The organism is Pseudomonas sp. PWP3-1b2 (genome assembly GCF_049896045.1).
Lineage (GTDB): Bacteria > Pseudomonadota > Gammaproteobacteria > Pseudomonadales > Pseudomonadaceae > Aquipseudomonas > Aquipseudomonas antarctica_B.
The window spans coordinates 44,482-66,162 of the sequence record NZ_JAFCTN010000033.1 but is presented as its reverse complement, the minus strand read 5'-3'; the positions used below and the strand labels follow the sequence as shown (position 1 = coordinate 66,162).

19 protein-coding genes and 1 pseudogene are annotated in these 21,681 nt (G+C 59.9%); 14 read left to right on the top strand and 6 right to left on the bottom strand.

Annotated elements, in window-relative coordinates; translation table 11 throughout:
* Positions 1-333: 333 nt before the first annotated feature.
* Positions 334-1,221 (top strand): threonine/homoserine exporter RhtA, encoded by an 888-nt coding sequence (gene rhtA / locus ACP7A2_RS20190; RefSeq protein ID WP_426135631.1) that lies wholly within the window; start codon positions 334-336, stop codon positions 1,219-1,221.
* A gap of 166 nt (positions 1,222-1,387) precedes the next feature.
* Positions 1,388-1,669 carry a hypothetical protein gene (locus ACP7A2_RS20185; RefSeq protein ID WP_426135630.1) on the top strand — a complete coding sequence of 94 codons (282 nt, stop codon included), beginning with the start codon at positions 1,388-1,390 and terminating at the stop codon, positions 1,667-1,669.
* Positions 1,670-1,798: 129 nt separating this feature from the next.
* Here the strand turns inward: ACP7A2_RS20185 and ACP7A2_RS20180 are convergent, their stop codons facing one another.
* The 3 genes from ACP7A2_RS20180 to ACP7A2_RS20170 form a co-directional block, all read right to left on the bottom strand.
* Positions 1,799-3,607: an aminopeptidase P family protein gene (locus tag ACP7A2_RS20180; RefSeq protein ID WP_426135629.1), complete on the bottom strand. Its 1,809-nt coding sequence runs from the start codon at positions 3,605-3,607 to the stop codon at positions 1,799-1,801.
* 49 nt (positions 3,608-3,656) lie between these two features.
* A complete protein-coding gene (locus ACP7A2_RS20175; protein WP_426135627.1) occupies positions 3,657-4,817 on the bottom strand; it encodes a cysteine desulfurase family protein in 1,161 nt (386 codons plus the stop codon).
* Between the two features lie 234 nt (positions 4,818-5,051).
* Entirely contained in the window at positions 5,052-5,321 is a 270-nt protein-coding gene (locus ACP7A2_RS20170; protein WP_375070725.1) for a hypothetical protein, read from the bottom strand.
* Positions 5,322-5,669: 348 nt separating this feature from the next.
* Between ACP7A2_RS20170 and ssuD the strand changes: the two genes are divergently transcribed.
* The 3 genes and pseudogenes from ssuD to ACP7A2_RS20155 all read left to right on the top strand — a co-directional run bounded on the left by ssuD (position 5,670) and on the right by ACP7A2_RS20155 (position 8,235).
* Positions 5,670-6,809 carry an FMNH2-dependent alkanesulfonate monooxygenase gene (gene ssuD / locus ACP7A2_RS20165; protein WP_426135626.1) on the top strand — a complete coding sequence of 380 codons (1,140 nt, stop codon included), beginning with the start codon at positions 5,670-5,672 and terminating at the stop codon, positions 6,807-6,809.
* A gap of 158 nt (positions 6,810-6,967) precedes the next feature.
* Positions 6,968-7,087 (top strand): annotated as a pseudogene (locus ACP7A2_RS20160) (acyl-CoA dehydrogenase family protein); the annotation flags it as partial.
* A gap of 44 nt (positions 7,088-7,131) precedes the next feature.
* Positions 7,132-8,235: a sigma-54 interaction domain-containing protein gene (locus ACP7A2_RS20155; protein ID WP_426135625.1), complete on the top strand. Its 1,104-nt coding sequence runs from the start codon at positions 7,132-7,134 to the stop codon at positions 8,233-8,235.
* Here the strand turns inward: ACP7A2_RS20155 and ACP7A2_RS20150 are convergent.
* Complete coding sequence (locus ACP7A2_RS20150) at positions 8,224-8,589, bottom strand: antibiotic biosynthesis monooxygenase (protein WP_426135624.1); 366 nt, start codon at positions 8,587-8,589, stop codon at positions 8,224-8,226. The genes ACP7A2_RS20155 and ACP7A2_RS20150 overlap by 12 nt on opposite strands.
* 99 nt (positions 8,590-8,688) lie before the next feature.
* On the opposite strand from ACP7A2_RS20150, the gene soxR reads away from it, so the two are divergent.
* The 3 genes from soxR (at position 8,689) to ACP7A2_RS20135 (ending at position 11,107) form a co-directional block, all read left to right on the top strand.
* Positions 8,689-9,138 carry a redox-sensitive transcriptional activator SoxR gene (gene soxR, locus ACP7A2_RS20145; protein ID WP_426135623.1) on the top strand — a complete coding sequence of 150 codons (450 nt, stop codon included), beginning with the start codon at positions 8,689-8,691 and terminating at the stop codon, positions 9,136-9,138.
* A 422-nt stretch (positions 9,139-9,560) separates the two neighbouring features.
* Positions 9,561-10,316 (top strand): L-ornithine N(alpha)-acyltransferase, encoded by a 756-nt coding sequence (olsB, locus tag ACP7A2_RS20140; protein ID WP_426135622.1) that lies wholly within the window; start codon positions 9,561-9,563, stop codon positions 10,314-10,316.
* A complete protein-coding gene (locus ACP7A2_RS20135) occupies positions 10,316-11,107 on the top strand; it encodes a lysophospholipid acyltransferase family protein (RefSeq protein ID WP_426135621.1) in 792 nt (263 codons plus the stop codon). The genes olsB and ACP7A2_RS20135 overlap by 1 nt, the downstream gene beginning before the upstream one ends.
* A 111-nt stretch (positions 11,108-11,218) precedes the next feature.
* Here the strand turns inward: ACP7A2_RS20135 and ACP7A2_RS20130 are convergent, their stop codons facing one another.
* Complete coding sequence (locus tag ACP7A2_RS20130) at positions 11,219-11,803, bottom strand: ACP phosphodiesterase (RefSeq protein ID WP_426135619.1); 585 nt, start codon at positions 11,801-11,803, stop codon at positions 11,219-11,221.
* A 154-nt stretch (positions 11,804-11,957) separates the two neighbouring features.
* Between ACP7A2_RS20130 and ACP7A2_RS20125 the strand changes: the two genes are divergently transcribed.
* Genes ACP7A2_RS20125 through ACP7A2_RS20115 form a run of 3 tightly spaced genes read left to right on the top strand, consistent with a single transcriptional unit; the run spans position 11,958 to position 14,551 of the window.
* Positions 11,958-12,284 carry an ArsR/SmtB family transcription factor gene (locus tag ACP7A2_RS20125; RefSeq protein ID WP_375070709.1) on the top strand — a complete coding sequence of 109 codons (327 nt, stop codon included), beginning with the start codon at positions 11,958-11,960 and terminating at the stop codon, positions 12,282-12,284.
* A 13-nt stretch (positions 12,285-12,297) separates the two neighbouring features.
* Positions 12,298-13,464 carry an MFS transporter gene (locus tag ACP7A2_RS20120; RefSeq protein ID WP_426135618.1) on the top strand — a complete coding sequence of 389 codons (1,167 nt, stop codon included), beginning with the start codon at positions 12,298-12,300 and terminating at the stop codon, positions 13,462-13,464.
* 31 nt (positions 13,465-13,495) lie between these two features.
* Positions 13,496-14,551, top strand: coding sequence for an alkene reductase (locus tag ACP7A2_RS20115; RefSeq protein WP_426135617.1), 1,056 nt, complete (start codon positions 13,496-13,498; stop codon positions 14,549-14,551).
* Between the two features lie 358 nt (positions 14,552-14,909).
* Here the strand turns inward: ACP7A2_RS20115 and ACP7A2_RS20110 are convergent, their stop codons facing one another.
* The gene (locus ACP7A2_RS20110; protein WP_426135616.1) at positions 14,910-15,542 is read right to left on the bottom strand and encodes a TetR family transcriptional regulator; all 633 of its coding nucleotides are present in this window, start codon (positions 15,540-15,542) and stop codon (positions 14,910-14,912) included.
* A 265-nt stretch (positions 15,543-15,807) separates the two neighbouring features.
* Between ACP7A2_RS20110 and ACP7A2_RS20105 the strand changes: the two genes are divergently transcribed.
* Genes ACP7A2_RS20105 through adeC form a run of 3 tightly spaced genes read left to right on the top strand, consistent with a single transcriptional unit; the run spans position 15,808 to position 21,572 of the window.
* The gene (locus ACP7A2_RS20105; RefSeq protein ID WP_426135615.1) at positions 15,808-16,953 is read left to right on the top strand and encodes an efflux RND transporter periplasmic adaptor subunit; all 1,146 of its coding nucleotides are present in this window, start codon (positions 15,808-15,810) and stop codon (positions 16,951-16,953) included.
* A 3-nt stretch (positions 16,954-16,956) separates the two neighbouring features.
* Entirely contained in the window at positions 16,957-20,118 is a 3,162-nt protein-coding gene (locus ACP7A2_RS20100) for an efflux RND transporter permease subunit (RefSeq protein ID WP_426135614.1), read from the top strand.
* Positions 20,115-21,572: an AdeC/AdeK/OprM family multidrug efflux complex outer membrane factor gene (gene adeC, locus ACP7A2_RS20095; protein ID WP_426135613.1), complete on the top strand. Its 1,458-nt coding sequence runs from the start codon at positions 20,115-20,117 to the stop codon at positions 21,570-21,572. Before ACP7A2_RS20100 ends, adeC begins: the two co-directional genes overlap by 4 nt.
* The last annotated feature ends 109 nt before the right edge of the window (positions 21,573-21,681 follow it).

The following is a 21,681-nucleotide window of genomic DNA, read 5'->3' as shown; positions in this document are numbered from 1 at the left end:
ATCGAAACGTTAATAGAGCCAAACAACACCGCTCTACCAACTCCTTCTGGGCTTCGATGAACTGAAGCAACTCGCTGTCGAATCTCGCACAACTCTTTGTTTATTAAGGAGTTTTCCGTTTCGACTGCGCCGGAAGTGGGGCGAATTATAGACTTCCAGAATCTGCCGTCAACCTTTAATTTGAATTTTCTATCCATCAGACTGAAATGCCCGGATTCCTTCCTATATAGAGAGTAGCGCCTAAACAAATGAGCAATATATTGCTCAAAGGCTAACAGTTAAGCATCATAGCGGCCTCTGCTTCTCTACCATGACTTCGGACGAACACCCCCAATGACCACCCCTTCCCGCAGCCTGGCTTCGGTATTGTTCCCTGTTGGCCTGCTGCTGATCGCCATGGCGTCCATCCAAACCGGGGCATCACTGGCCAAAAGCATGTTCCCCATCGTCGGCGCTCAAGGCACGACAACCCTGCGCCTGATCTTTGCCAGCGTGATCATGCTGCTTATATTGCGCCCATGGCGTGCCACGCTGACGGCCAAATCCCTGCGCACCGTGGTCATCTACGGGATGGCGCTGGGTGGCATGAACTTCCTCTTCTATATGTCGTTGCGCACCGTGCCCCTGGGCATTGCGGTGGCACTGGAATTTACTGGCCCACTCGCCGTAGCCCTCTACGCCTCGCGCCGAGCGGTGGACTTCCTGTGGATCGCGCTCGCGATCACAGGCCTGCTCTTGTTGATTCCGATGGGAGAGGCCAGCAGCGGCATCGACTTGACCGGTGCCGCCTACGCGTTGGGCGCAGGTATTTGCTGGGCGCTTTACATCCTGTTCGGCCAAAAGGCCGGCAACGACAACGGCGTGCAAACCGCAGCCCTCGGCGTAATGATCGCCGCTCTGTTCGTTGCCCCCATCGGTATCGTCCACGCGGGGGCGGCGCTGCTCACGCCTGCACTCATTCCTATCGCGATTGGCGTTGCCATATTGTCCACAGCCTTGCCCTACACCCTGGAGATGATCGCCCTCACTCGTCTCCCTGCCCGCACCTTTGGCACGCTGATGAGTATCGAACCTGCATTCGGCGCCCTCTCCGGGTTGTTTTTCCTGCAGGAACACTTGTCCCTCGCACAATGGCTGGCCATCACCTGCATCATTCTGGCGTCGGTAGGTGCGACGCTGACCATGCGCAACGAATCAAAACCATTGGTACCCGCTGATTAACCCTCTTTAAAGGTAGCTCTGGTATTTGCGGTTCATTTAGGCCATGTTTAGGCCGTGAACGAATGTCATTCATGGAGCGTGTCGACAAGGACAGCATGAACGCTACAATCGAGAGCGAGTAAAGCCGGCTTCGGGCGTTTTTGCGAAGCGGCTATTAAGGATAGGAATGAAGCGAATTTTGATACTGTTAATGGTCGTGGCCATTGCTGGCTGTGCTGCGACCACCAAGACAGAAGTGAAACGCGGTAAAAAAGGGCTGCACATCAACTGCTCTGGCCTGTCCTCCTCCTGGGACGAGTGCTACACCAGCGCAGTCAATTCCTGCGGCGCCAAGGGCTACCGGGTTATCGCAAAATCCGGTGACAACTCCGAAGAGCCTGGGGATTACCCTTTCGGCCTCAACCCTGCCGGCTACACCAGCCGCAGCATGATCGTCATCTGTAAGTGACGTCCCGAGCAGTCACCCGCGACTGCTCATTCAATTCCAGACTTGCGCTTACGCCTTCGCACTCCTGCGTCCAGCCCCCTGCTCGACAACCGAGCCAATGGAGCTCCAAAGACGCAGAACTGCAGTCGGTTAAATAGCCGCCGTTCGCACTTGCAACCACGCTAATGCAGCGCCACTGAGCAACGGGCTCAGACGTTCACGCACCTCGGCGTGGTAAGCGTTGAACCACTCACGCTCGTCAACCGTCAGCAGCGACGGCTCCAGGCAGCGCGTGTCGATGGGGCACAAGGTCAGGGTTTCAAACTTGAGAAACTCGCCAAACTCGGTTTTGCCCGCTTCACGGTTCAGCACCAGGTTCTCGATACGAACCCCCCAACGGCCCGGACGATAAGTACCCGGTTCAATAGACGTAATCATGCCTGGCTGCATCGCGGTCTGCGGCGCGGCAGCGGCCTGGTAGGCAATCACCTGCGGGCCTTCGTGCACGTTCAGAAAATAGCCTACGCCGTGACCAGTGCCGTGACCGTAGTCCACGCCTTCAGCCCAGATCGGCGCACGCGCAATCGAATCCAGCAACGGCGACAGAATACCTTTCGGGAAGTGCGCACGGGACAAGGCAATCACACCCTTAAGCACGCGCGTGCAGTCGCGCTTCTGCTCTTCGCTCGGCGTACCGATAGGCACCATCCGCGTGATGTCCGTAGTGCCGCCCAAGTACTGGCCACCGGAGTCGATCAGCAACAAGCCATCGCCTTCAATCAGCGCGTGCTCTTCTTCGGTAGCGTGGTAATGCGGCATCGCACCATTGGCGTTGAACGCCGCGATGGTATTGAAACTCAGCGACACATAATCCGGACGACGGGTACGCGCAGCCGTCAGGTGCTCATCGATAGTCAGTTCAGTGATGCGCTCGCGGCCCAAGGCACTGTCCAGCCAGGCAAAGAATTCGCACAACGCCGCACCATCCTGCTCCATGGCTCGGCGGATATGCTCGGCGTCCGCCAGGCTTTTGCGCGATTTGGCCAGTGTGGTCGGGTTCAGCCCTTCAATCAGCTTGACGCCGGCGTCGAGGTTTTCCAGCAGGCCCGCCGTGACGCGCGCCGGATCGACGTGCAAATTTGCGCCCGACGGCACGTCACGCAATGCGGCCGCTACTTCGCTGTAATCGCGCAAGTTCACGCCGTCACTTTCGAGCACAGCACGCAGCTCAGCATCGACTTTGCTCAGCGCCACAAACAAGGTGGCCTGCTGTTGATTGATCAAGGCAAAGGACACGAACACCGGGTTGAACGACACGTCACCGCCGCGCAGGTTGAACAACCAGGCGATGTCATCCAGGGTGGCGATGAAGTGCCAGTCGGCGCCCTTGTCTTTCAGGCTCGCGCGCAGGGCAGCGAGTTTCTCGCCACGGCTCACGGTGGCCTGTGGCGGCAAGTGTTGATAGATCGGTTGGTTCGGCAACGTCGGCCGGTCTTGCCAGACTTCATTGAGCAGGTCGATATCGGTACGCAAGCGCGCGCCGCGCTCTTCGAGCTTGTCGCCCAGGGTACGCGCTGAAGCCACGGCCATCACCGCACCGTCCACTGCCACCACACCGCCCTGCGGCGTTTGCTCGGCCAGCCATTCCAGCGGGCCGGGTTGGCCGGGCTGCAATTTCACCAGCTCGATGCCGCTGCCTTTGAGTTCCTTGGTCGCTTGCTCCCAGTAACGGCTGTCTGCCCATACACCGGCGAAATCCGCAGTGACAATCAGCGTACCCACCGACCCATGAAACCCCGATAACCACTGGCGGCCCTGCCAGTAGCCCGGCAAGTACTCGGACAAATGCGGGTCGGCCGACGGCACCAACAGGGCGTAAATGCCCTCGCGGCTCATCAGTTCACGGGTATGCGCCAGGCGCTGGGGAACCGTTCCATGGGTCAAAGGCTGCGTACTCATCGTTTCTCCTGCTAACGGCTAATAATTGTTATGGGGTGCAAATAAAAAATCAGACGGCCCAGAACGCTGGTGCGCTGGCAGAAGCCGTTTTGATGAGTCTCACGGCTTCGTCGATATCCTGCTCGGTGGTGAAGCGGCCAAGGCTCAAACGGATGGTGCGACCGGCGCTGCGGGCATCATGGCCCAACGCCAGAAGGACGTGGGACGGTGCATTACTGGCCGAATTACAGGCAGAGGTCGCCGAAAATGCGATACCCGCGCTCAACGCAACCGAATTGAATTCGCCCTCGCCAAACGTGAGGCTGAGGGTATGGGGAATCCGCTGAGTCAGGCTGCCATTGAGGCGCACGCCCGCAATCGATTCCAGTTGATCCAGCAGACGCTGACGCAGGGCCACAATCCTGGCCTTTTCTTCGGCGAAAGATTCTGCCGCCAAGGCAAACGCCGTGCCCATGCCCGCAATTTGATGCGTCGCCAGGGTGCCGGAACGCAAGCCGCCCTCATGGCCACCGCCATGAATCTGCGCCAACACTTTCTGCTGTGCCCGTGGGCCGACGTACAACGCGCCGATACCTTTGGGGCCATACAGTTTGTGTGCGGAAAACGACATCAGATCCACCGGCCATTCAGCCAGGTTGATCGCGACCTTGCCCGCACCTTGCGCGGCGTCCACATGCAACAACGCGCCATGCTCACGCACCCGTGCGCCGATGGCGGGGATGTCGTTGAGGGTGCCCAGCTCGTTATTCACCAGCATCAGCGACACCAGAAAAGTGTCATCACGCAAGGCTTCACTGACCGCCTCGGCACTGATCAAACCGTCGGCATCCGGCACCAGGTAGGTCACCGCCACACCGGCTTCCTGCAACTGCCGCGCGGTATCAAGCGTGGCCTTGTGTTCGATCTGGCTGGTGATGATATGCCCACCCGCCACGCCGCGCGCCTGGGCAACGCCTTTGATCGCGAGGTTGTTGGATTCTGTGGCACCGGAGGTCCAGACGAGTTGCTCGGGGCTCGCACCGACCAGTTCCGCCACCTGACGGCGCGCCTGTTCAACCGTTTGCCGGGCCGCTTGGCCGAACGCATGGGAACTGGACGCCGGGTTACCGAAGTTGGCATTGAAGCCCAGGCACTCGACCATCACCTGGATGACCCGCTCATCCACCGGCGTGGTGGCGGCGTAGTCGAAATACAACGGACGTTTATTCATGACGTTAAAGACTCGCAGAGCGTATTCCCGAGAACTGCGTCTCAGGGGGCGTCGACCGGGGCAGAGGTTGTCAGATTTAACCAATCGAAGGCCATTAAAGAAGAACCACTTTATGTAAATGTGCGTAGGAACGCTCCTGAAATTCAGCTTAACAGGCTGAAGTGACGCCATGGCAAACAAAAAGCCCGAGATTCCTTGTGGGAAACCTCGGGCTTTTTGCCACCGGGCGCCGGCTCAACTGGGACGACCATGCAAAACCACGCTGCGTTCGGCGTTCATTTCGCCGTGGTGATCGAAACCGAAGGGCTTCTGTGGCTGCCCGGTCAGCGCCGCACGCTGCTGTTGATACTCATCAAACGACAGCCCGCGACGGCTCAACGCCTCCAGGGCGAGTTGCCTGGTTTCTTCTGCGGTGTAAGGACGCGACTCCGGCGAGGGATGTGTCGCACACCCGGCAAGGACGGAGCTGACAACTAACAACGAAACAGCGAGAAAACGGTTCATGGCGAAGGCCCTGCGAAGGAGGTTTCAAGTCAATGAACACAGGCTACTCCCGCCCTTTCCAAGTGAGAAATCACCCCCCGTGATAGTCGCTATCAACCGTTCAGACGCCTTCGATAGTCCAACCTTTATATTCAATTAAGATCTATAAATATGGAAATACGTTCATTTACGGAATAAACCTAACCCTCTATAAATGACCCCACCGCGAATCGCTACTGTTGGCAGCGCAACAGCCATTCAACAAAACACCGGGCACACAACAGCTTCATTTTTTCAGCAGTGACCGCTCAGCACCTTTGTTTGCCGTGCATGCCCCCTTCTCTGCTGAAGACCGTATAAGGATTTGTCATGAACGTTTTCTGGTTTCTACCCACCCACGGCGACGGTCATTACCTGGGCACCACCCAAGGTGCACGCCCGGTTACCCTCAATTATCTGAAGCAAGTTGCGCAGGCGGCTGACAGCCTTGGTTACTACGGCGTGTTGATTCCGACCGGGCGCTCGTGCGAAGACTCCTGGGTAATTGCCTCGGCGCTGGTGCCATTGACCGAACGCTTGCGTTACCTGGTAGCGATTCGTCCGGGCATCATTTCGCCGACAGTTTCCGCGCGCATGGCGGCCACTCTGGATCGTCTGTCCAACGGCCGTTTGCTGATCAACGTGGTGACCGGTGGCGACCCCGATGAAAACCGTGGCGATGGCAGTTTTCTCGATCACAGTGAACGCTACGAAGTGTCTGACGAATTCCTGCAGATTTGGCGCGGCGTGCTGCAGGGCGAATCCGTAGATTTCGAAGGTAAACACCTGCGGGTGCAAAACGCCAAGGCGCTTTATCCACCGGTGCAGAAACCTTATCCGCCGCTGTATTTCGGCGGTTCCTCGGACGCTGCCCACGACCTCGCCGCTGAACAAGTCGATGTGTACCTGACCTGGGGCGAGCCGCCCGCCGCCGTCGCGGAGAAACTCGCGGATGTACGAGAGCGCGCCGCGCGCCATGGCCGCACGATCAAGTTCGGCATTCGCCTGCATGTGATCGTGCGCGAAACCGAAGAAGAGGCCTGGAAAGCCGCCGACAAACTGATCGAGCACATCAGTGATGAAACCATCGCCGCGACGCAAAAATCCTTCTCGCGTTTTGACTCCGAAGGTCAGCGCCGCATGGCCGCCCTGCACGGCGGGCGCCGCGACAACCTGGAAATAGCCCCCAACCTGTGGGCCGGCGTCGGCCTGGTGCGCGGCGGTGCCGGAACCGCGTTGGTGGGCAACCCGCAACAAGTGGCCGAGCGCATCCAGGAATACGCCGACCTTGGCATCGAGAGCTTCATTTTCTCCGGCTACCCGCACCTGGAAGAGGCGTATCGCTTTGCCGAGTTGGTGTTCCCGCTGTTGCCGGAACCCTACGCGAGTCTCGCCGGCCACGGTGTGACCAACCTCACGGGCCCGTTTGGCGAAATGATTGCCAATGATGTGCTGCCAGCAAAGGCTTGAGAGCGATGAGATCTGCTTTATATGGGAGCGGGCTTCATTGCCAAAAAGACACTGAGGAACCCCGTGTGACAGCCAAACCCAACAGCCTGCTGCCCTTGCCCTTGCAGACCGCCAAACTCCTGGCCGCGGAATTTGCCCTCACCGAGGTCGACAGTTCCAGCGGGCACAGCGGCATCACCTTGCACAACGACTGGAACAATATCGGCCAGCGCCAGACCGACAGCAGCAGCGCCAGCTTCGAGCGCGTGCGCGTCGAACTGGGGGACTGGGCGTTGAACCAATCCCTGCCCATTCCGACGTTCTACTCCTGAGAGAGGTGCCCATGCAGCTTTTGACCCTACCGCCCTCGCCCGCCCTCGCAACGTCGATCCGCGCCACGGCCCAGGTCTTCGAAGACCCCAAATCCCAGGCACTGCTCGACCATATCCAGCAAGTGGCGCCCAGCGAAGCCAGCGTGCTGATCATCGGCGAAACCGGTACCGGTAAAGAGCTGGTGGCGCGGCATATCCACAACCTCAGCGCGCGGCGCAACCGGCCGTTCGTGGCAGTGAACTGCGGCGCGTTCTCTGAATCGCTGGTGGAGGCCGAGTTGTTCGGCCACGAAAAAGGCGCGTTTACCGGCGCCCTCAGCGCCAAGGCCGGCTGGTTCGAAGAAGCCGACGGCGGCACCTTGTTCCTCGACGAAATCGGCGATTTGCCAATGGCCATCCAGGTGAAACTGCTGCGCGTCCTGCAGGAGCGCGAAGTGGTGCGCCTCGGGTCGCGCAAGAGTATTGCGATTGATGTACGGGTACTCGCGGCGACGAATGTGCAGCTGGAAAAAGCCATCAACGCCGGGCATTTCCGTGAAGACCTCTATTACCGTCTCGACGTGGTCAGCCTGGAGCTCAGCCCGCTGCGCGATCGCCCGGGGGATATCCTGCCGCTGACCCGGCACTTCATCCAAGCCTATAGCCAACGCCTGGGTTACGGCCCGATCACCATCAGCCGCGAGGCCGAACAAAAGCTAAAGAGCTACAGTTGGCCGGGGAATATCCGCGAGCTGGAAAACGTGATTCACCACACCCTGCTGATCTGCCGTAACGGCGTGATCGAACGTGATGATTTGCGCCTCTCCAACATGCGCATCGAGCGCCCGGACGACAGCCAGCACGGCATCGACAACAGCGCCGAAGCCCTGCTGGAACGCGCCTTTCAGAAGTTGTTCGAGGAACAGGCAGGCGCCCTGCATGAGAAGGTTGAGGACGCGTTATTGCGCGCTGCCTACCGCTTCAGTCATTACAACCAGGTGCACACCGCCAACCTGTTGGGCCTGAGCCGCAACGTCACACGCACACGCCTGATCAAGATTGGCGAGCTGGCGGTAAACAAGCGTCGTCCCGGGGAAAACGTACAGGGCGAACGCATGCTGCACCTATCCATTTAAGCGACAGTGCAACGCGTTGTCATGGCTGCGCTCAATACTGCGCAGCACCTGAAACGAACCGAAGGTCACCGCCGTGGCCCGGTGCGCGCGGATCAGTGTCCAGAAATCTTCCTCGCCCTTCTCAAAGCACTGGAACGCCGCTTCGCCCTCTTCGCGCGATTGCCACTGCAGGTAATTGAGCACACGCCGCCCATCATCGCTGACCTGCACGCTGGCACTCAAAAAACCGCCATGGCCTTGGGCCAGGCGCTCGCTTTGAGTGGACAAGGCCGCCACCAGGGCATCTTGCTGCCGGGGCTCGATCTGAAACTCGATCAATTGAGTGAAACTGCGATTCTTCTCTAATACCTGCATGAACACTCCCCTTTCTCTGTAGGCAGAATCTTGCGATTCGATGCCACGCAGGGTAAAACCTCTAGTTAAGTCAAGGTCAAGCAGTGTTTTGGAGTGTTCATGCTCAATAAAGAACTTACCGTCGGCCAGTTGGCCGCACGCAGTGGCGTCGCGGTCACGGCGCTGCATTTTTACGAATCCAAAGGCTTGATCAACAGCAACCGCAATGCCGGCAACCAACGGCGCTACCCACGGGATGTGTTGCGTCGGGTGGTGGTGATCAAAATCGCCCAGCGCCTGGGGATTCCACTGGCGACCATTGGCGCGGCCTTGCAGACATTGCCGGACGGCCGCACACCGACGAAGTCGGATTGGGAGCGTTTGTCGGCGCTGTGGCGAGAGGATCTGGATGACCGCATCAACAAGCTGGTCCTGCTGCGCGACAAGCTCAGTGGCTGTATTGGCTGTGGATGTTTGTCCCTGGAGGCGTGCCCGTTGCGCAATCAAGATGACCAGCTCGGCGAACAGGGGCCAGGGGCGCAGCTTCTGGAGCCCACTACGCACTCCTGACCTGGCGATACCGCCCATGTGCTGGCTTGCCTGGGAGGCGGGCAACTCGGCCTTTCTACAACACCGAGGTGATGCTATCGCGGGCAACCCAGCTCCCACCTTGAACTCTCGTTAACCTTAGAAGCCTGAGGCGATCCAGCTTTTTACCGGCTCAGAATGAACGGGCACTTCATCGGAATTCACCGCCTTGGCGAATGCCGAGTATCCACATCCTATGCCCGTTACCCAGCGTCTGTACCGGCATGTCGAAAGCTTCGTCTGCGCGCCAAAGTGACCGCAGCAACGACTAATCCCTCCCGCGCCCAACCCCCTGTCATCCAACCGTCACCGTAACTTCATGGAGATGACACCGGGCCTCCATAGCCTGACTTTGGACAACAAAGTCGACCGGCCGAAACGTGGCCGGCACTCGGAGACTCGCCATGACTCAGATCGCCCGCATCAGCGACACCGGCAATGAACGCCGTCTGCAAGCAGAACGCCTGATCGGCGCCAAGGCATTGCAGGAAGCTCAGGCCTTGCGTTTCAAAGTGTTCAGCGGCGAGTTCAACGCCAAGCTGAAAGGCGCGGAACTGGGCCTGGACATGGATGACTACGATGCTCACTGCAGCCACATCGGCGTGCGGGATTTGAACAGCGGTCGACTGGTCGCCACCACCCGTTTGCTCGACCATCAGGCCGCCAGCACGCTGGGTAAGTTCTACAGCGAAGAAGAATTCAGCCTGCATGGCCTGTTGCATTTGCAGGGCCCGATCCTGGAAATCGGCCGCACCTGCGTCGACCCGGCCTACCGCAACGGCGGCACCATCGCGGTGTTGTGGGGCGAGTTGGCCGAAGTGCTCAACCATGGTGGCTACAGCTACCTGATGGGGTGCGCGAGCATTCCGATGCATGACGGCGGCATCCAGGCCCACGCGATCATGCAGCGCCTGCGCGAACGCTACCTGTGCAACGAACACCTGCGCGCCGAGCCGAAAAAACCGTTGCCGGCGCTGGACCTGCCGTCCAACGTCATCGCCGAGATGCCGCCGCTGCTTAAAGCCTACATGCGCCTGGGTGCAAAGATCTGCGGCGAGCCGTGCTGGGATGAAGATTTCCAGGTAGCCGACGTGTTCATCCTGCTCAAGCGCGATGAGCTGTGCCCGCGTTACGCTCGCCACTTCAAGGCAGCAATGTGATGAGCCGTCTGCGGGTGTACGGGCGCATTGCCCGCGTGCTGTTGGTGGTGGCGCTTGGGTTGAGCATGGCCACGGTGTTTGGACTGTTTGAACGTATGGGCGTGGCCAACTCGATGGTGCGCCGCCAGCGCTGGTCGCGGTTTTTCATGGCGCGACTGACCAATGCCCTGCCATTTCGCGTGACGGTACACGGCGAGTTGCCGACGCAGCCGATGCTGTGGGTGAGCAATCACGTGTCCTGGACCGACATTCCTCTGCTGGGTGCCGTGGCGCCGATGTCGTTTCTGTCCAAGGCCGAAGTGCGTACCTGGCCGGTGGCTGGCTGGTTGGCGGCCAAGGCGGGGAGCCTGTTTATCCGCCGGGGTTCGGGCGACAGCCAGTTGATCCGCAAACAGATGACCCGTCATCTGGAGCAAAGGCACCCGCTGCTGATGTTCCCCGAGGGCACCACCACCGACGGCCGCAGCCTGCGCACGTTCCATGGGCGTTTGCTGGCCAGCGCGATTGATGCGGATGTTTCGCTGCAACCGGTGGCGATTCGTTATCTGCGCGACGGGCAAGTGGATCCGCTGGCGCCGTTTATTGGCGATGATGATTTGCTGTCGCACCTGATGCGCTTGTTTGGCAATGATCAGGGCGATGTGGAAATCCATGTGCTCAAACCGATTGCCTGCGCGGGGCAAGAGCGCGCGGCGCTGGCGTATCAGGCGCAGCAGGCGGTGCAGAAGGCATTGTTTGGTCCGGTGCCGGAAACAGAACAAGTAGATGCCAGACCTGCGTTCGCCGCCTGAAATCAAGTGAACACAGTTCAATGTGGGAGCTGGCTTGCCTGCGATAGCGGTGGGTCAGCAACACATGTATCAACTGGCAGACTGCAATCGCAGGCAAGCCAGCTCCCACATTTAAACCTGGGGTGTGAGATGGGCTTGTGCAAATTTCTGCAACTCGGGATAGAACACCCGGAAGTCTTCACTCAGCGGCTCATACAGCTCACGCAACTCCTGCATCGCATACCCCAACTCCTGGGGCTGCGTCAGCCGCCGGGAAATCCCGTGTAACACCTGATCCATCACCGCAAACTCGCGGTAAGACCCCAACCAATCATCCGCCGCCATATACGGCGCAATCTGCGCCAGCCGCCCGGGCAACTGCGGCTCATCGGCCAGCACGCGGTACACCTGCGCGGTAAAACGTTCCAGAGGCTGGTCGGCATACAACGCCCAGTCCCGCGCCAGGCAGTGATCGAAAAACACATCAAGGACGATCCCCGCGTAACGCTTGCGGGTGAGGCTGAAGCGCGACAACGCCTCCCCTACGAGCGGATGGCTGTCGGTGAAGCGGTCGATGGCGCGGTGCAACTGAATCGCCGACTCGATTTGCGGGCTGAACTGGCCCTGCAGGCGGCCTTTGACGAAGTCGCCATACAGACTGCCCAGCAGTTGCGCAGGAAGTTGGCCGCCCAGGTGCAGATGTGCGAGATAATTCATGGCGCGCAGTCTATCACTGCCGTCAACGTATCGTTATAACCCGATATACCGATTTAGCCTGAATTAAGATCAAAATCATATTGGTATATCGGGATACAACGATTTAAGGTTCGCTTCATCGCGATATAACGTTTTTCGAAACCGAGCACCTGCCATGTCCATTGACCTCGACGAAATAATAAAAGCCCTGGCGCACCCAGTACGACGAGACATCCTCACCTGGCTGAAAGACCCGAAAGTGCAATTTCCCGAACAACTGCACAACCACGAATACGGCATCTGTGCCGGGCAGATCGACCAGCGCTGCGGCTTGTCCCAGTCGACCGTGTCGGCCCACCTGGCCACGTTGCAACGTGCGGGGTTGATCAGCAGCCAAAAAGCCGGGCAGTGGCACTTTTTCAAACGCAACGAGGACACCATCCAGGCCTTCCTCGCCGCGCTTACCACCGAACTCAGCGCTGAACTCAGCGAACCGTTGTAACAAGGAAACGAAAATGCCCCTCTCGCTGCTCATACTGGCCCTGAGCGCCTTCGCCATCGGCACCACCGAGTTCGTCATCATGGGCTTGCTGCCCGATGTGGCGGCGGACCTCGGCGTGTCGATCCCCGGCGCTGGCTGGCTGGTGACCGGCTACGCCTTGGGCGTGGCCATCGGCGCGCCGTTCATGGCACTGGCCACCGCCAAGCTGCCCCGCAAGGCCGCGCTGGTAGCGTTGATGGGTATCTTTATAGTCGGCAACCTGCTCTGCGCCCTGGCCACTGACTACAACGTGCTGATGTTCGCCCGCGTGGTCACCGCCCTGTGCCACGGCGCCTTCTTCGGGATCGGCTCGGTGGTGGCCGCCAACCTGGTACCCGCCAACAAGCGCGCATCGGCCGTGGCGTTGATGTTCACCGGCTTGACCCTGGCCAACGTGCTCGGTGTGCCACTGGGTACCGCACTCGGTCAGGCCGCCGGCTGGCGTTCGACCTTCTGGGCCGTGACGGTGATTGGTGTAGTTGCGCTGATCGGCCTGATCCGCTTCCTGCCGACCAAGCGTGACGAAGAAAAACTCGACATGCGCGCCGAACTGAAAGCCCTCAAGGGCGCCGGCATCTGGTTGTCGCTGACCATGACCGCACTGTTCGCCGCGTCCATGTTCACCCTATTTACCTACGTGGCGCCGCTGCTGGGCGAGGTCACCGGTGTTTCGCCCAAAGGCGTGACCTGGACCCTGCTGCTGATCGGCCTGGGCCTGACCGTGGGCAACATCATCGGCGGCAAGCTGGCAGACAAACGCCTGGCCGCCACCCTGATCGGTGTATTCATCAGCATGGCGGTGGTCTCCACCGTATTGACCTGGACCAGCGTCGCGCTGATCCCGACTGAAATCACCTTGTTCCTGTGGGCCACCGCGTCGTTCGCCGCCGTGCCTGCGCTGCAAATCAACGTGGTGACCTTCGGCAAGGCGGCGCCGAACCTGGTGTCCACCCTGAACATCGGCGCCTTCAACATCGGCAACGCCCTCGGCGCCTGGGTCGGCGGCAGCGTGATTGCCCACGGCTTCGGCCTGACCAGCGTGCCACTGGCCGCCGCAGCCCTGGCGATCCTCGCCCTGCTGGTGACCCTGATTACTTTCCGTCAGAGCGGCGATGCCGAACTGGCCCCTGCGACCCACTAATCAATCCACTTAAACAGAAGGGTGTTATCCCATGACGACTATTTTCGATCCAATCAAACTGGGCGACCTGGAACTGTCCAACCGCATCATCATGGCGCCGCTGACGCGCTGCCGTGCCGACGACGGTCGCGTGCCCAATGCGCTGATGGCCGAGTACTACGTGCAACGCGCTTCCGCCGGGCTGATCCTCAGCGAAGCCACTTCCGTGACGCCGATGGGCGTAGGCTACCCGGACACCCCGGGCATCTGGTCCAACGACCAGGTACGCGGCTGGGCCAATGTCACCAAGGCCATTCATGGCGCAGGCGGCAAGATCTTCCTGCAACTGTGGCACGTGGGCCGTATCTCCCATGAGTCCTACCTGAATGGCGAAACACCGGTGGCACCCAGCGCCATCCAGCCTAAAGGCCACGTCAGCCTGGTTCGCCCAATGGCCGACTACCCGACCCCGCGCGCCCTGGAAACGGCTGAAATCGCTGACATCGTCGACGCTTACCGCACCGGCGCTGAAAACGCCAAGGCCGCAGGTTTTGACGGCGTGGAAATCCACGGCGCCAACGGTTACCTGCTCGACCAGTTCCTGCAAAGCAGCACCAACCAGCGCACCGACAACTATGGCGGCTCCCTGGAAAACCGTGCGCGCCTGCTGCTGGAAGTGACCGACGCCGCCATCGAAGTCTGGGGCGCCGGCCGCGTGGGTGTGCACCTGGCACCGCGGGCTGACTCCCACGACATGGGCGACGACAATTTGGCGGAAACCTTCACCTACGTCGCTACCGAACTGGGCAAACGTGGCATCGCCTTCATTTGCTCGCGCGAAAAGGAAGGCGCCGACAGCCTCGGCCCGCAACTGAAAAAAGCCTTCGGCGGCCCGTACATCGCCAACGAACGCTTCACCAAAGACAGCGCCAACGCCTGGCTGGCGGCGGGCAAAGCTGACGCGGTGGCCTTCGGCATACCGTTCATTGCCAACCCGGACCTGCCAGCTCGTTTGAAGGCAGATGCACCGCTGAACGAAGCGCACCCGGAAACCTTCTACGCCAAGGGCCCGGTCGGCTACATCGACTACCCGACAATGGCGCTGTAATAGCCTGAAAAACAAAAAGCCCCGGTTGGAGACAACCGGGGCTTTTTTACATCGGCTTGAAAACGCAGCAGATCTACTGTGGGAGCGGGCTTGCCCGCGATAGCGGTAAGTCAGCCAACATCTTCAGTAATTGATACGCCGCCATCGCGGGCAAGCCCGCTCCCACAGGTGAATCAGCGTGAGCCGAGAAACATTCCTTCACAGCGTTGCAACAATATTGCTACAAAATACTTAGGCGCCTACCTATCAACCGCCCGCCAGCCCGTATATAAAGTCACCCCACGATTCAGGCGAAGGGACGACTGACTGTCTCTGGTCTTTACTGTTGACACAGCTAGACTCAATTACGCATTTTGTCTTAATTGCGCAGGCTGGGGCTCAGGCGCAGCATGTCCAGCCCTGCATCAACCCAACGCTCGGCTTCCTGGTGGAGCTGAAAACTGTCGGGCACCAGCAGCCACTGGCCAATCAGCCCGTTGATATAGGCATGCATACACACCGCTGAACGGGTCGTGTCGAGATTTTCCGGAAGTTGCCCGCGATGGACCGCGTTACGCAATGTCAGGCCGATCCGCAAATTACACTCCAGGCTGTGAGTCTGGCGCTGGCGGCGCATGTCACACATTTCATCGGTGAACTCGCACTTATGAAACAAAATCTCGTTGATGCGCCGGGTTTTCGGGTCCAGGGCGACTTGGTGAAATAGATGAATCAACAGCTTGCGCATACAGCCCAGCGGGTCGACTTCATCCTCGCTTTCACTCGCCCGGGCCAGCTCGTCCAATGGCTCGTGCAGCGTGTCGAGCAGTGCCTGCAACAGGTCGGACTTGTTGCTGAAATGCCAATAAATGGCACCACGCGTCACGCCGGCCAGCGCGGCAATGTCTGCCAGCGTGGTCCGGGCAACGCCACGTTCATAGAACGCCTGCTCGGCGGCATCGAGAATCTGGCTGCGCGTTTCCTGAGCTTCCTCTTTGGTGCGACGAACCATGGCAGTAAAACCTCAATCAGGACACTGTGGATGGTGCTTGAGCATCATCTGAATAATTGTGGGACGGCACCGTCAAGGGCACCGAACGTACTAAAATCGAGGCTTCGAGGGTTGCTTTGTCAACACTTCGCAAAGCCTGTCAAGAGTTTACAAACAACCATGAACGTAAGTATATTGCGTAGCAAGCTACTTATCTACTCATGGCTTGTTTTTTACCCTTCCACACTTCTTGTGCGCATTCTGCGCGCCTGACCCGAGGATCTTCATGCAACTTAAGCCAGCTGTTACCGCTCTGGTCACTGCCGTCGCCCTGGCATCGCTGCTCAGCGGATGTAAAAAGGAAGAAGCGGCTCCGCCCGCTCAAATCCCTCAGGTCGGCGTGGTCACCATTCAACCGCAAGCCTTTACCCTGACGACCGAACTGCCAGGCCGCACCACCGCCTACCGCATCGCGGAAGTTCGCCCACAGGTCAACGGCATCATTCTCAAGCGCCTGTTCAAGGAAGGCGCCGACGTGAAGGAAGGGCAACAGCTCTATCAGATCGACCCGTCGGTTTACGAGGCCACGCTGAAAAGCGCCCAGGCCACCCTGACCCAGACCAAGTCGATCACCGACCGCTACAAGCAGTTGGTCGATGAGCAAGCCGTCAGCCGTCAGGAATACGACACCGCCGTCGCCAACCGCATGACCGCCGAAGCCAACGTTCAAACCGCCCAGATCAACGTGCGCTACACCAAGGTGTACGCGCCGATTTCAGGGCGTATTGGCCGTTCCGCCGTTACCGAAGGCGCGCTGGTCAGCAATGGCCAGACCGATGCCATGGCCGTGATCCAGCAACTGGACCCGATCTACGTCGACGTCACACAGTCTTCGGCAGAAATGCTGAAACTGCGCCGCGACCTGGAAAGCGGCCAACTGGAAAAAGCCGGTGCCAACGCGGCCAAGGTCAAACTGACCCTGGAAGACGGCAGCGACTACGGCAAGGACGGCACGCTGGAGTTCTCCGAAGTGTCGGTCGACCAGACCACCGGTTCCGTGACCCTGCGCGCCGTGTTCCCCAACCCTGACCACACCCTGTTGCCGGGTATGTTTGTACACGCCCAGTTGCAAGCCGGTGTGAACAGCAAGGCGATCCTGGCACCGCAGCAAGGCGTGACCCGCGACCTCAAAGGCACGCCAACCGCGCTGGTCGTCAACGCCGACAACAAGGTCGAGCAGCGTGAACTGGTGGCCAACCGTACGTACGGCGCCTATTGGCTGGTGGAAAAAGGCTTGAACGCCGGTGACCGTGTGATCACCGAAGGCTTGCAGTACGTCAAGCCGGGCGCCGAGGTCAAGGTCAAGGAGGCAGACAACGCCAAGCCTGCCGGTGCTCCTGCTCCTGCTGCCGCTGCTGGCAAAGGGGAGTAATCCATGTCGAAATTTTTTATCGACCGTCCCATTTTCGCCTGGGTTATCGCCCTGGTGATCATGCTGGTCGGGGCACTGTCGATCCTGAAGTTGCCCATCAACCAATACCCGGCCATCGCGCCAACCGCCATCGACATCCAGGTGACCTACCCAGGCGCGTCCGCACAAACCGTGCAGGACACCGTGGTGCAGGTGATCGAGCAACAGCTCAACGGTATCGACAACCTGCGTTATGTTTCCTCGGACAGTAACTCCGACGGCAGCATGACCATTACCGTGACGTTCAACCAGGGCACCAACCCGGACATCGCCCAGGTTCAGGTGCAGAACAAGCTGAACCTGGCGACCCCATTGCTGCCGCAGGAAGTGCAGCAGCAAGGTATCCGCGTCACCAAGTCGGTGAAGAACTTCCTGATGGTCATCGGTCTGGTGTCGGAAGACGGCAGCATGACCAAGGACGACTTGTCCAACTACATCGTGTCCAACATCCAGGACCCGATTTCGCGGACGCCAGGTGTCGGTGACTTCCAGGTATTCGGTTCGCAGTACGCCATGCGTATCTGGCTTGACCCGGCCAAGCTGAACAACTACCAGCTGACGCCAGTGGATGTCAGCACGGCGATCTCCGCACAGAACGTGCAGGTGGCCACCGGCCAATTGGGCGGCCTGCCTGCCCTGCCCGGCACCCAGTTGAACGCAACCATCATCGGCAAGACCCGCCTGCAGACCGCAGAGCAGTTCGGCAACATCCTGATGAAGGTCAACACCGACGGTTCGCAGGTTCGCCTCAAAGACGTCGCGCGTATCGAGCTGGGCGGCCAGACCTACAGCATCAGCGCACAGTTCAACGGCAACCCGGCTTCCGGTATGGCGATCAAGCTGGCTTCGGGCGCCAACGCGCTGGACACCGCCAAGGCCATCCGCGCCACGGTGGCGTCCCTGGAACCGTTCTTCCCGCCAGGCATGAAGGCAGTGGTCCCGTATGACACCACCCCGGTGGTGACCGAATCGATCTCCGGTGTGGTTCACACCCTGGTCGAAGCGATCGTGCTGGTGTTCCTGGTGATGTTCCTGTTCCTGCAGAACTTCCGCGCCACCATCATCACCACCATGACCGTACCGGTCGTGTTGCTGGGGACCTTCGGGATCCTCGCGGCGTTCGGTTTCACCATCAACACCCTGACCATGTTCGGCATGATCCTGGCCATCGGCCTGCTGGTGGACGATGCCATCGTGGTGGTGGAAAACGTCGAGCGGGTGATGGCCGAGGAACACTTGTCGCCCAAGGAAGCGACGGTCAAGTCCATGGGCCAGATCCAAGGCGCCCTGGTAGGTATTGCCCTGGTACTGTCGGCGGTACTGTTGCCGATGGCGTTCTTCGGTGGCTCCACCGGTGTGATCTACAAACAGTTCTCCATCACCATTGTTTCGGCCATGGCGTTGTCGGTACTGGTTGCCCTGATCTTCACCCCGGCCTTGTGCGCCACCATGCTCAAGCCAATCGACCCGGAAAAGCACGGCCAACCCAAGCGTGGTTTCTTCGGCTGGTTCAACCGCACCTTCGACCGTGGCGTACTGAGCTACGAGCGCGGCGTGGGTAACATGATCAAGCACAAGATCCCGGCGTTCCTCGTGTACCTGCTGATCTTCGCCGGCATGATCTGGCTGTTCATGCGCATCCCGGCTGCGTTCCTGCCCGACGAAGACCAGGGCGTGATTTTTGCCCAGGTACAGACGCCGGTCGGCTCGACGGCTGAACGCACGCAAAAAGTCATCGACGACATGCGCATCTTCCTGCTCAACGACAAGGAAGGCGAGCCAGGCGAAGGCAAAGGCGTGAAATCGGTATTTACCGTGAACGGCTTCAACTTCGCGGGCCGTGGCCAGAGTTCCGGCCTGGCATTTGTGATGCTCAAGCCGTGGGATGAGCGCGACGCGTCCACCTCGGTATTTGAAATCGCCAAGCGTGCCCAGGGCTACTTCATGCAGACCTTCCAGGACGCCATGGTGTTTGCCATCGTGCCGCCGTCGGTACTGGAATTGGGTAACGCCACCGGTTTCGACGTGTTCCTGCAAGACCAGGGCGGCGTCGGCCATGACAAGTTGATGGCTGCACGTAACCAGTTCCTGGGCATGGCCGCACAGAGCAAGATCCTGGCCGGTGTGCGCCCTAACGGCGTGAACGATGAGCCGCAATACGAGCTCACCGTCGACGACGAGAAGGCCAGCGCCCAAGGCATCACGCTGTCGAACATCAACCAGACCCTGGCGATTGCCCTGGGTGGCAGCTACGTGAACGACTTCATCGACCGTGGTCGCGTGAAGAAAGTCTACGTGCAAGGTGAGGCCGCCAGCCGCATGTCGCCCGAAGACCTGAACAAATGGTACGTGCGCAGCGACTCCGGGAAGATGGTGCCGTTGTCGGCCATCGCCTCGGGCAAGTGGATCTACGGTTCGCCGAAGCTCTCGCGTTATAACGGTGTGGCGGCGATGGAAATCCTCGGCACCCCGGCACCGGGCTACAGCACCGGTGATGCGATGACGGAAGTAGAGCGCCTCGTCAAGCAACTGCCGGCCGGTATTGGCTATGCCTGGACAGGCCTGTCATATGAAGAACGCTTGTCCGGTTCACAGGCGCCTGCGCTGTACGCCCTGTCGCTGCTGGTCGTGTTCCTGTGCCTGGCAGCCCTGTACGAAAGCTGGTCGATCCCGATCGCAGTGGTGCTGGTAGTGCCGCTGGGCGTGGTGGGTGCGTTGATTGCGACCAGCATGCGCGGGCTGTCCAACGACGTGTTCTTCCAGGTGGGCCTGTTGGTGACGGTGGGTCTGGCGGCGAAAAACGCCATCTTGATCGTGGAGTTCGCCAAAGAGCTCCACGAACAAGGCAAGGGCATCGTCGAGGCGGCCATCGAGGCGTCCCGCATGCGTCTGCGGCCAATCATCATGACCTCCATGGCGTTCATCCTCGGCGTATTGCCGCTGGCGATCTCCTCGGGTGCAGGCTCAGGCAGCCAGCATGCGATCGGTACCGGCGTGATTGGCGGTATGATCACGGCCACCGTGTTGGCGATCTTCTGGGTGCCGTTGTTCTTCGCAACGGTGTCCGCCATCGGCGACCGTAAAAAGACTGACACTACTGAAACTCCTAAAGAGGCTGGCCAATGAGCAAGTCGCTACTTTCCTTAGCCGTCACGGCATTCGTGCTCAGTGGCTGCTCGCTGATACCTGACTATCAGCGTCCCGAAGCGCCAGTGGCCGCGCAATACCCGCAGGGGCCGGCGTATTCGTCGGCCCAGGCGCCGGGCCAGGCCGCTGCCGAGCAGGGCTGGAAGCAGTTTTTCCATGACCCTGCCCTGCAACAGCTGATCCAGACCGCGCTGGTGAACAACCGTGACCTGCGCGTTGCGGCACTGAACATCGACGCTTACGCGGCGCAGTACCAGATCCAGCGTGCCGACCTGTTCCCGGCCATCTCGGCCACGGGCAGCGGCAGCCGTTCACGCACCCCGGCCAAGCTGTCGCAGACCGGCGAAGCCGGCATTACCAGCCAATACTCGGCCGGCCTGGGTATCAGTTCGTATGAACTGGACCTGTTCGGTCGCGTGCGCAGCCTGAGTGAAGAAGCACTGCAAAAGTACTTCGCCACTGAAGAAGCGCGACGCAGCACCCAGATCAGCCTGGTGGCCAGCGTGGCTAACGCCTACCTGACCTGGCAGGCCGACAAGGAATTGCTCAAGCTGACCCAGGACACCCTCGGCGCGTTCGAGCAGAGCTTCAAACTGACCTCGCGCAGCAATGAAGTCGGTGTGGCTTCGGCCCTCGACCTCAGCCAGGCACGCACCTCGGTGGAAAACGCCCGCGTTCAACTGGCGCGCTACACGCGTCAGGTGGCTCAGGACGAAAACAGCCTGACCCTGCTGCTGGGCACCGGTTTGCCGGCGAATATCACCAGCAAGCCGCTGTCGGATGACCTGCTCAGCGAAGTGCCGGCCGGGTTGCCGTCCGACCTGCTGCAACGTCGTCCCGATATTGTGCAGGCCGAGTACAACCTCAAGGCAGCCAACGCCAATATCGGCGCGGCCCGTGCGGCGTTCTTCCCGAGCATCAGCCTGACGGCGAGTGCCGGTACTGCCAGCCCGACGTTGGGTGGCCTGTTCAAGGGTGGCTCGGGTACCTGGTCGTTCGCCCCGCAGATCAATATCCCGATCTTCAATGCCGGTAGCCTGCGCGCGAGCCTGGACTATTCGAAGATTCAGAAAGAGATCAACGTGGCCAACTACGAGAAGGCTATTCAGACTGGCTTCCAGGAAGTGTCCGACGGCCTTGCCGCCCGTGAGACTTACAAGCAGCAGCTGGACGCCCAACGTGGTTTCGTCGCGGCCAACCAGGATTACTACCGTTTGGCCGAGCGTCGCTACCGCATTGGTGTGGACAGTAACCTGACGTTCCTCGACGCCCAGCGCCAACTGTTCAGTGCCCAGCAATCGTTGATCACCGACCGTCTGGCGCAGCTCAACAGCGAGGTCAACCTGTACAAGGCCCTCGGTGGTGGCTGGAACGAGCAGACTGCTCGGAATGAGCCGGTGAAAGAAGAAGCACCGCCGCTGAAGTTGTTCTGATAGCAGCGATGTAGACAAGACCGCTTCCCTCACCGGAAGCGGTTTTTTTGTGGGAGCTGGCTTGCCTGCGATGGCGGTCTTTCGGAGTACATATCCGTTATTTGGGTAA

Bases quoted from the DNA above. Each gene is read 5' to 3' on its own strand.
- ACP7A2_RS20150 (WP_426135624.1), bottom strand. From the start codon at position 8,589: ATGCAGGTATTAGAGAAGAATCGCAGTTTCACTCAATTGATCGAGTTT.
- olsB (WP_426135622.1), top strand. From the start codon at position 9,561: ATGACTCAGATCGCCCGCATCAGCGACACCGGCAATGAACGCCGTCTG.
- ACP7A2_RS20185 (WP_426135630.1), top strand. From the start codon at position 1,388: ATGAAGCGAATTTTGATACTGTTAATGGTCGTGGCCATTGCTGGCTGT.
- ACP7A2_RS20120 (WP_426135618.1), top strand. From the start codon at position 12,298: ATGCCCCTCTCGCTGCTCATACTGGCCCTGAGCGCCTTCGCCATCGGC.
- ACP7A2_RS20135 (WP_426135621.1), top strand. From the start codon at position 10,316: ATGAGCCGTCTGCGGGTGTACGGGCGCATTGCCCGCGTGCTGTTGGTG.
- adeC (WP_426135613.1), top strand. From the start codon at position 20,115: ATGAGCAAGTCGCTACTTTCCTTAGCCGTCACGGCATTCGTGCTCAGT.
- soxR (WP_426135623.1), top strand. From the start codon at position 8,689: ATGCTCAATAAAGAACTTACCGTCGGCCAGTTGGCCGCACGCAGTGGC.
- ACP7A2_RS20170 (WP_375070725.1), bottom strand. From the start codon at position 5,321: ATGAACCGTTTTCTCGCTGTTTCGTTGTTAGTTGTCAGCTCCGTCCTT.
- ACP7A2_RS20180 (WP_426135629.1), bottom strand. From the start codon at position 3,607: ATGAGTACGCAGCCTTTGACCCATGGAACGGTTCCCCAGCGCCTGGCG.
- ACP7A2_RS20175 (WP_426135627.1), bottom strand. From the start codon at position 4,817: ATGAATAAACGTCCGTTGTATTTCGACTACGCCGCCACCACGCCGGTG.
- ACP7A2_RS20100 (WP_426135614.1), top strand. From the start codon at position 16,957: ATGTCGAAATTTTTTATCGACCGTCCCATTTTCGCCTGGGTTATCGCC.
- rhtA (WP_426135631.1), top strand. From the start codon at position 334: ATGACCACCCCTTCCCGCAGCCTGGCTTCGGTATTGTTCCCTGTTGGC.
- ACP7A2_RS20130 (WP_426135619.1), bottom strand. From the start codon at position 11,803: ATGAATTATCTCGCACATCTGCACCTGGGCGGCCAACTTCCTGCGCAA.
- ACP7A2_RS20105 (WP_426135615.1), top strand. From the start codon at position 15,808: ATGCAACTTAAGCCAGCTGTTACCGCTCTGGTCACTGCCGTCGCCCTG.
- ACP7A2_RS20110 (WP_426135616.1), bottom strand. From the start codon at position 15,542: ATGGTTCGTCGCACCAAAGAGGAAGCTCAGGAAACGCGCAGCCAGATT.
- ACP7A2_RS20125 (WP_375070709.1), top strand. From the start codon at position 11,958: ATGTCCATTGACCTCGACGAAATAATAAAAGCCCTGGCGCACCCAGTA.
- ACP7A2_RS20115 (WP_426135617.1), top strand. From the start codon at position 13,496: ATGACGACTATTTTCGATCCAATCAAACTGGGCGACCTGGAACTGTCC.
- ACP7A2_RS20155 (WP_426135625.1), top strand. From the start codon at position 7,132: ATGCAGCTTTTGACCCTACCGCCCTCGCCCGCCCTCGCAACGTCGATC.
- ssuD (WP_426135626.1), top strand. From the start codon at position 5,670: ATGAACGTTTTCTGGTTTCTACCCACCCACGGCGACGGTCATTACCTG.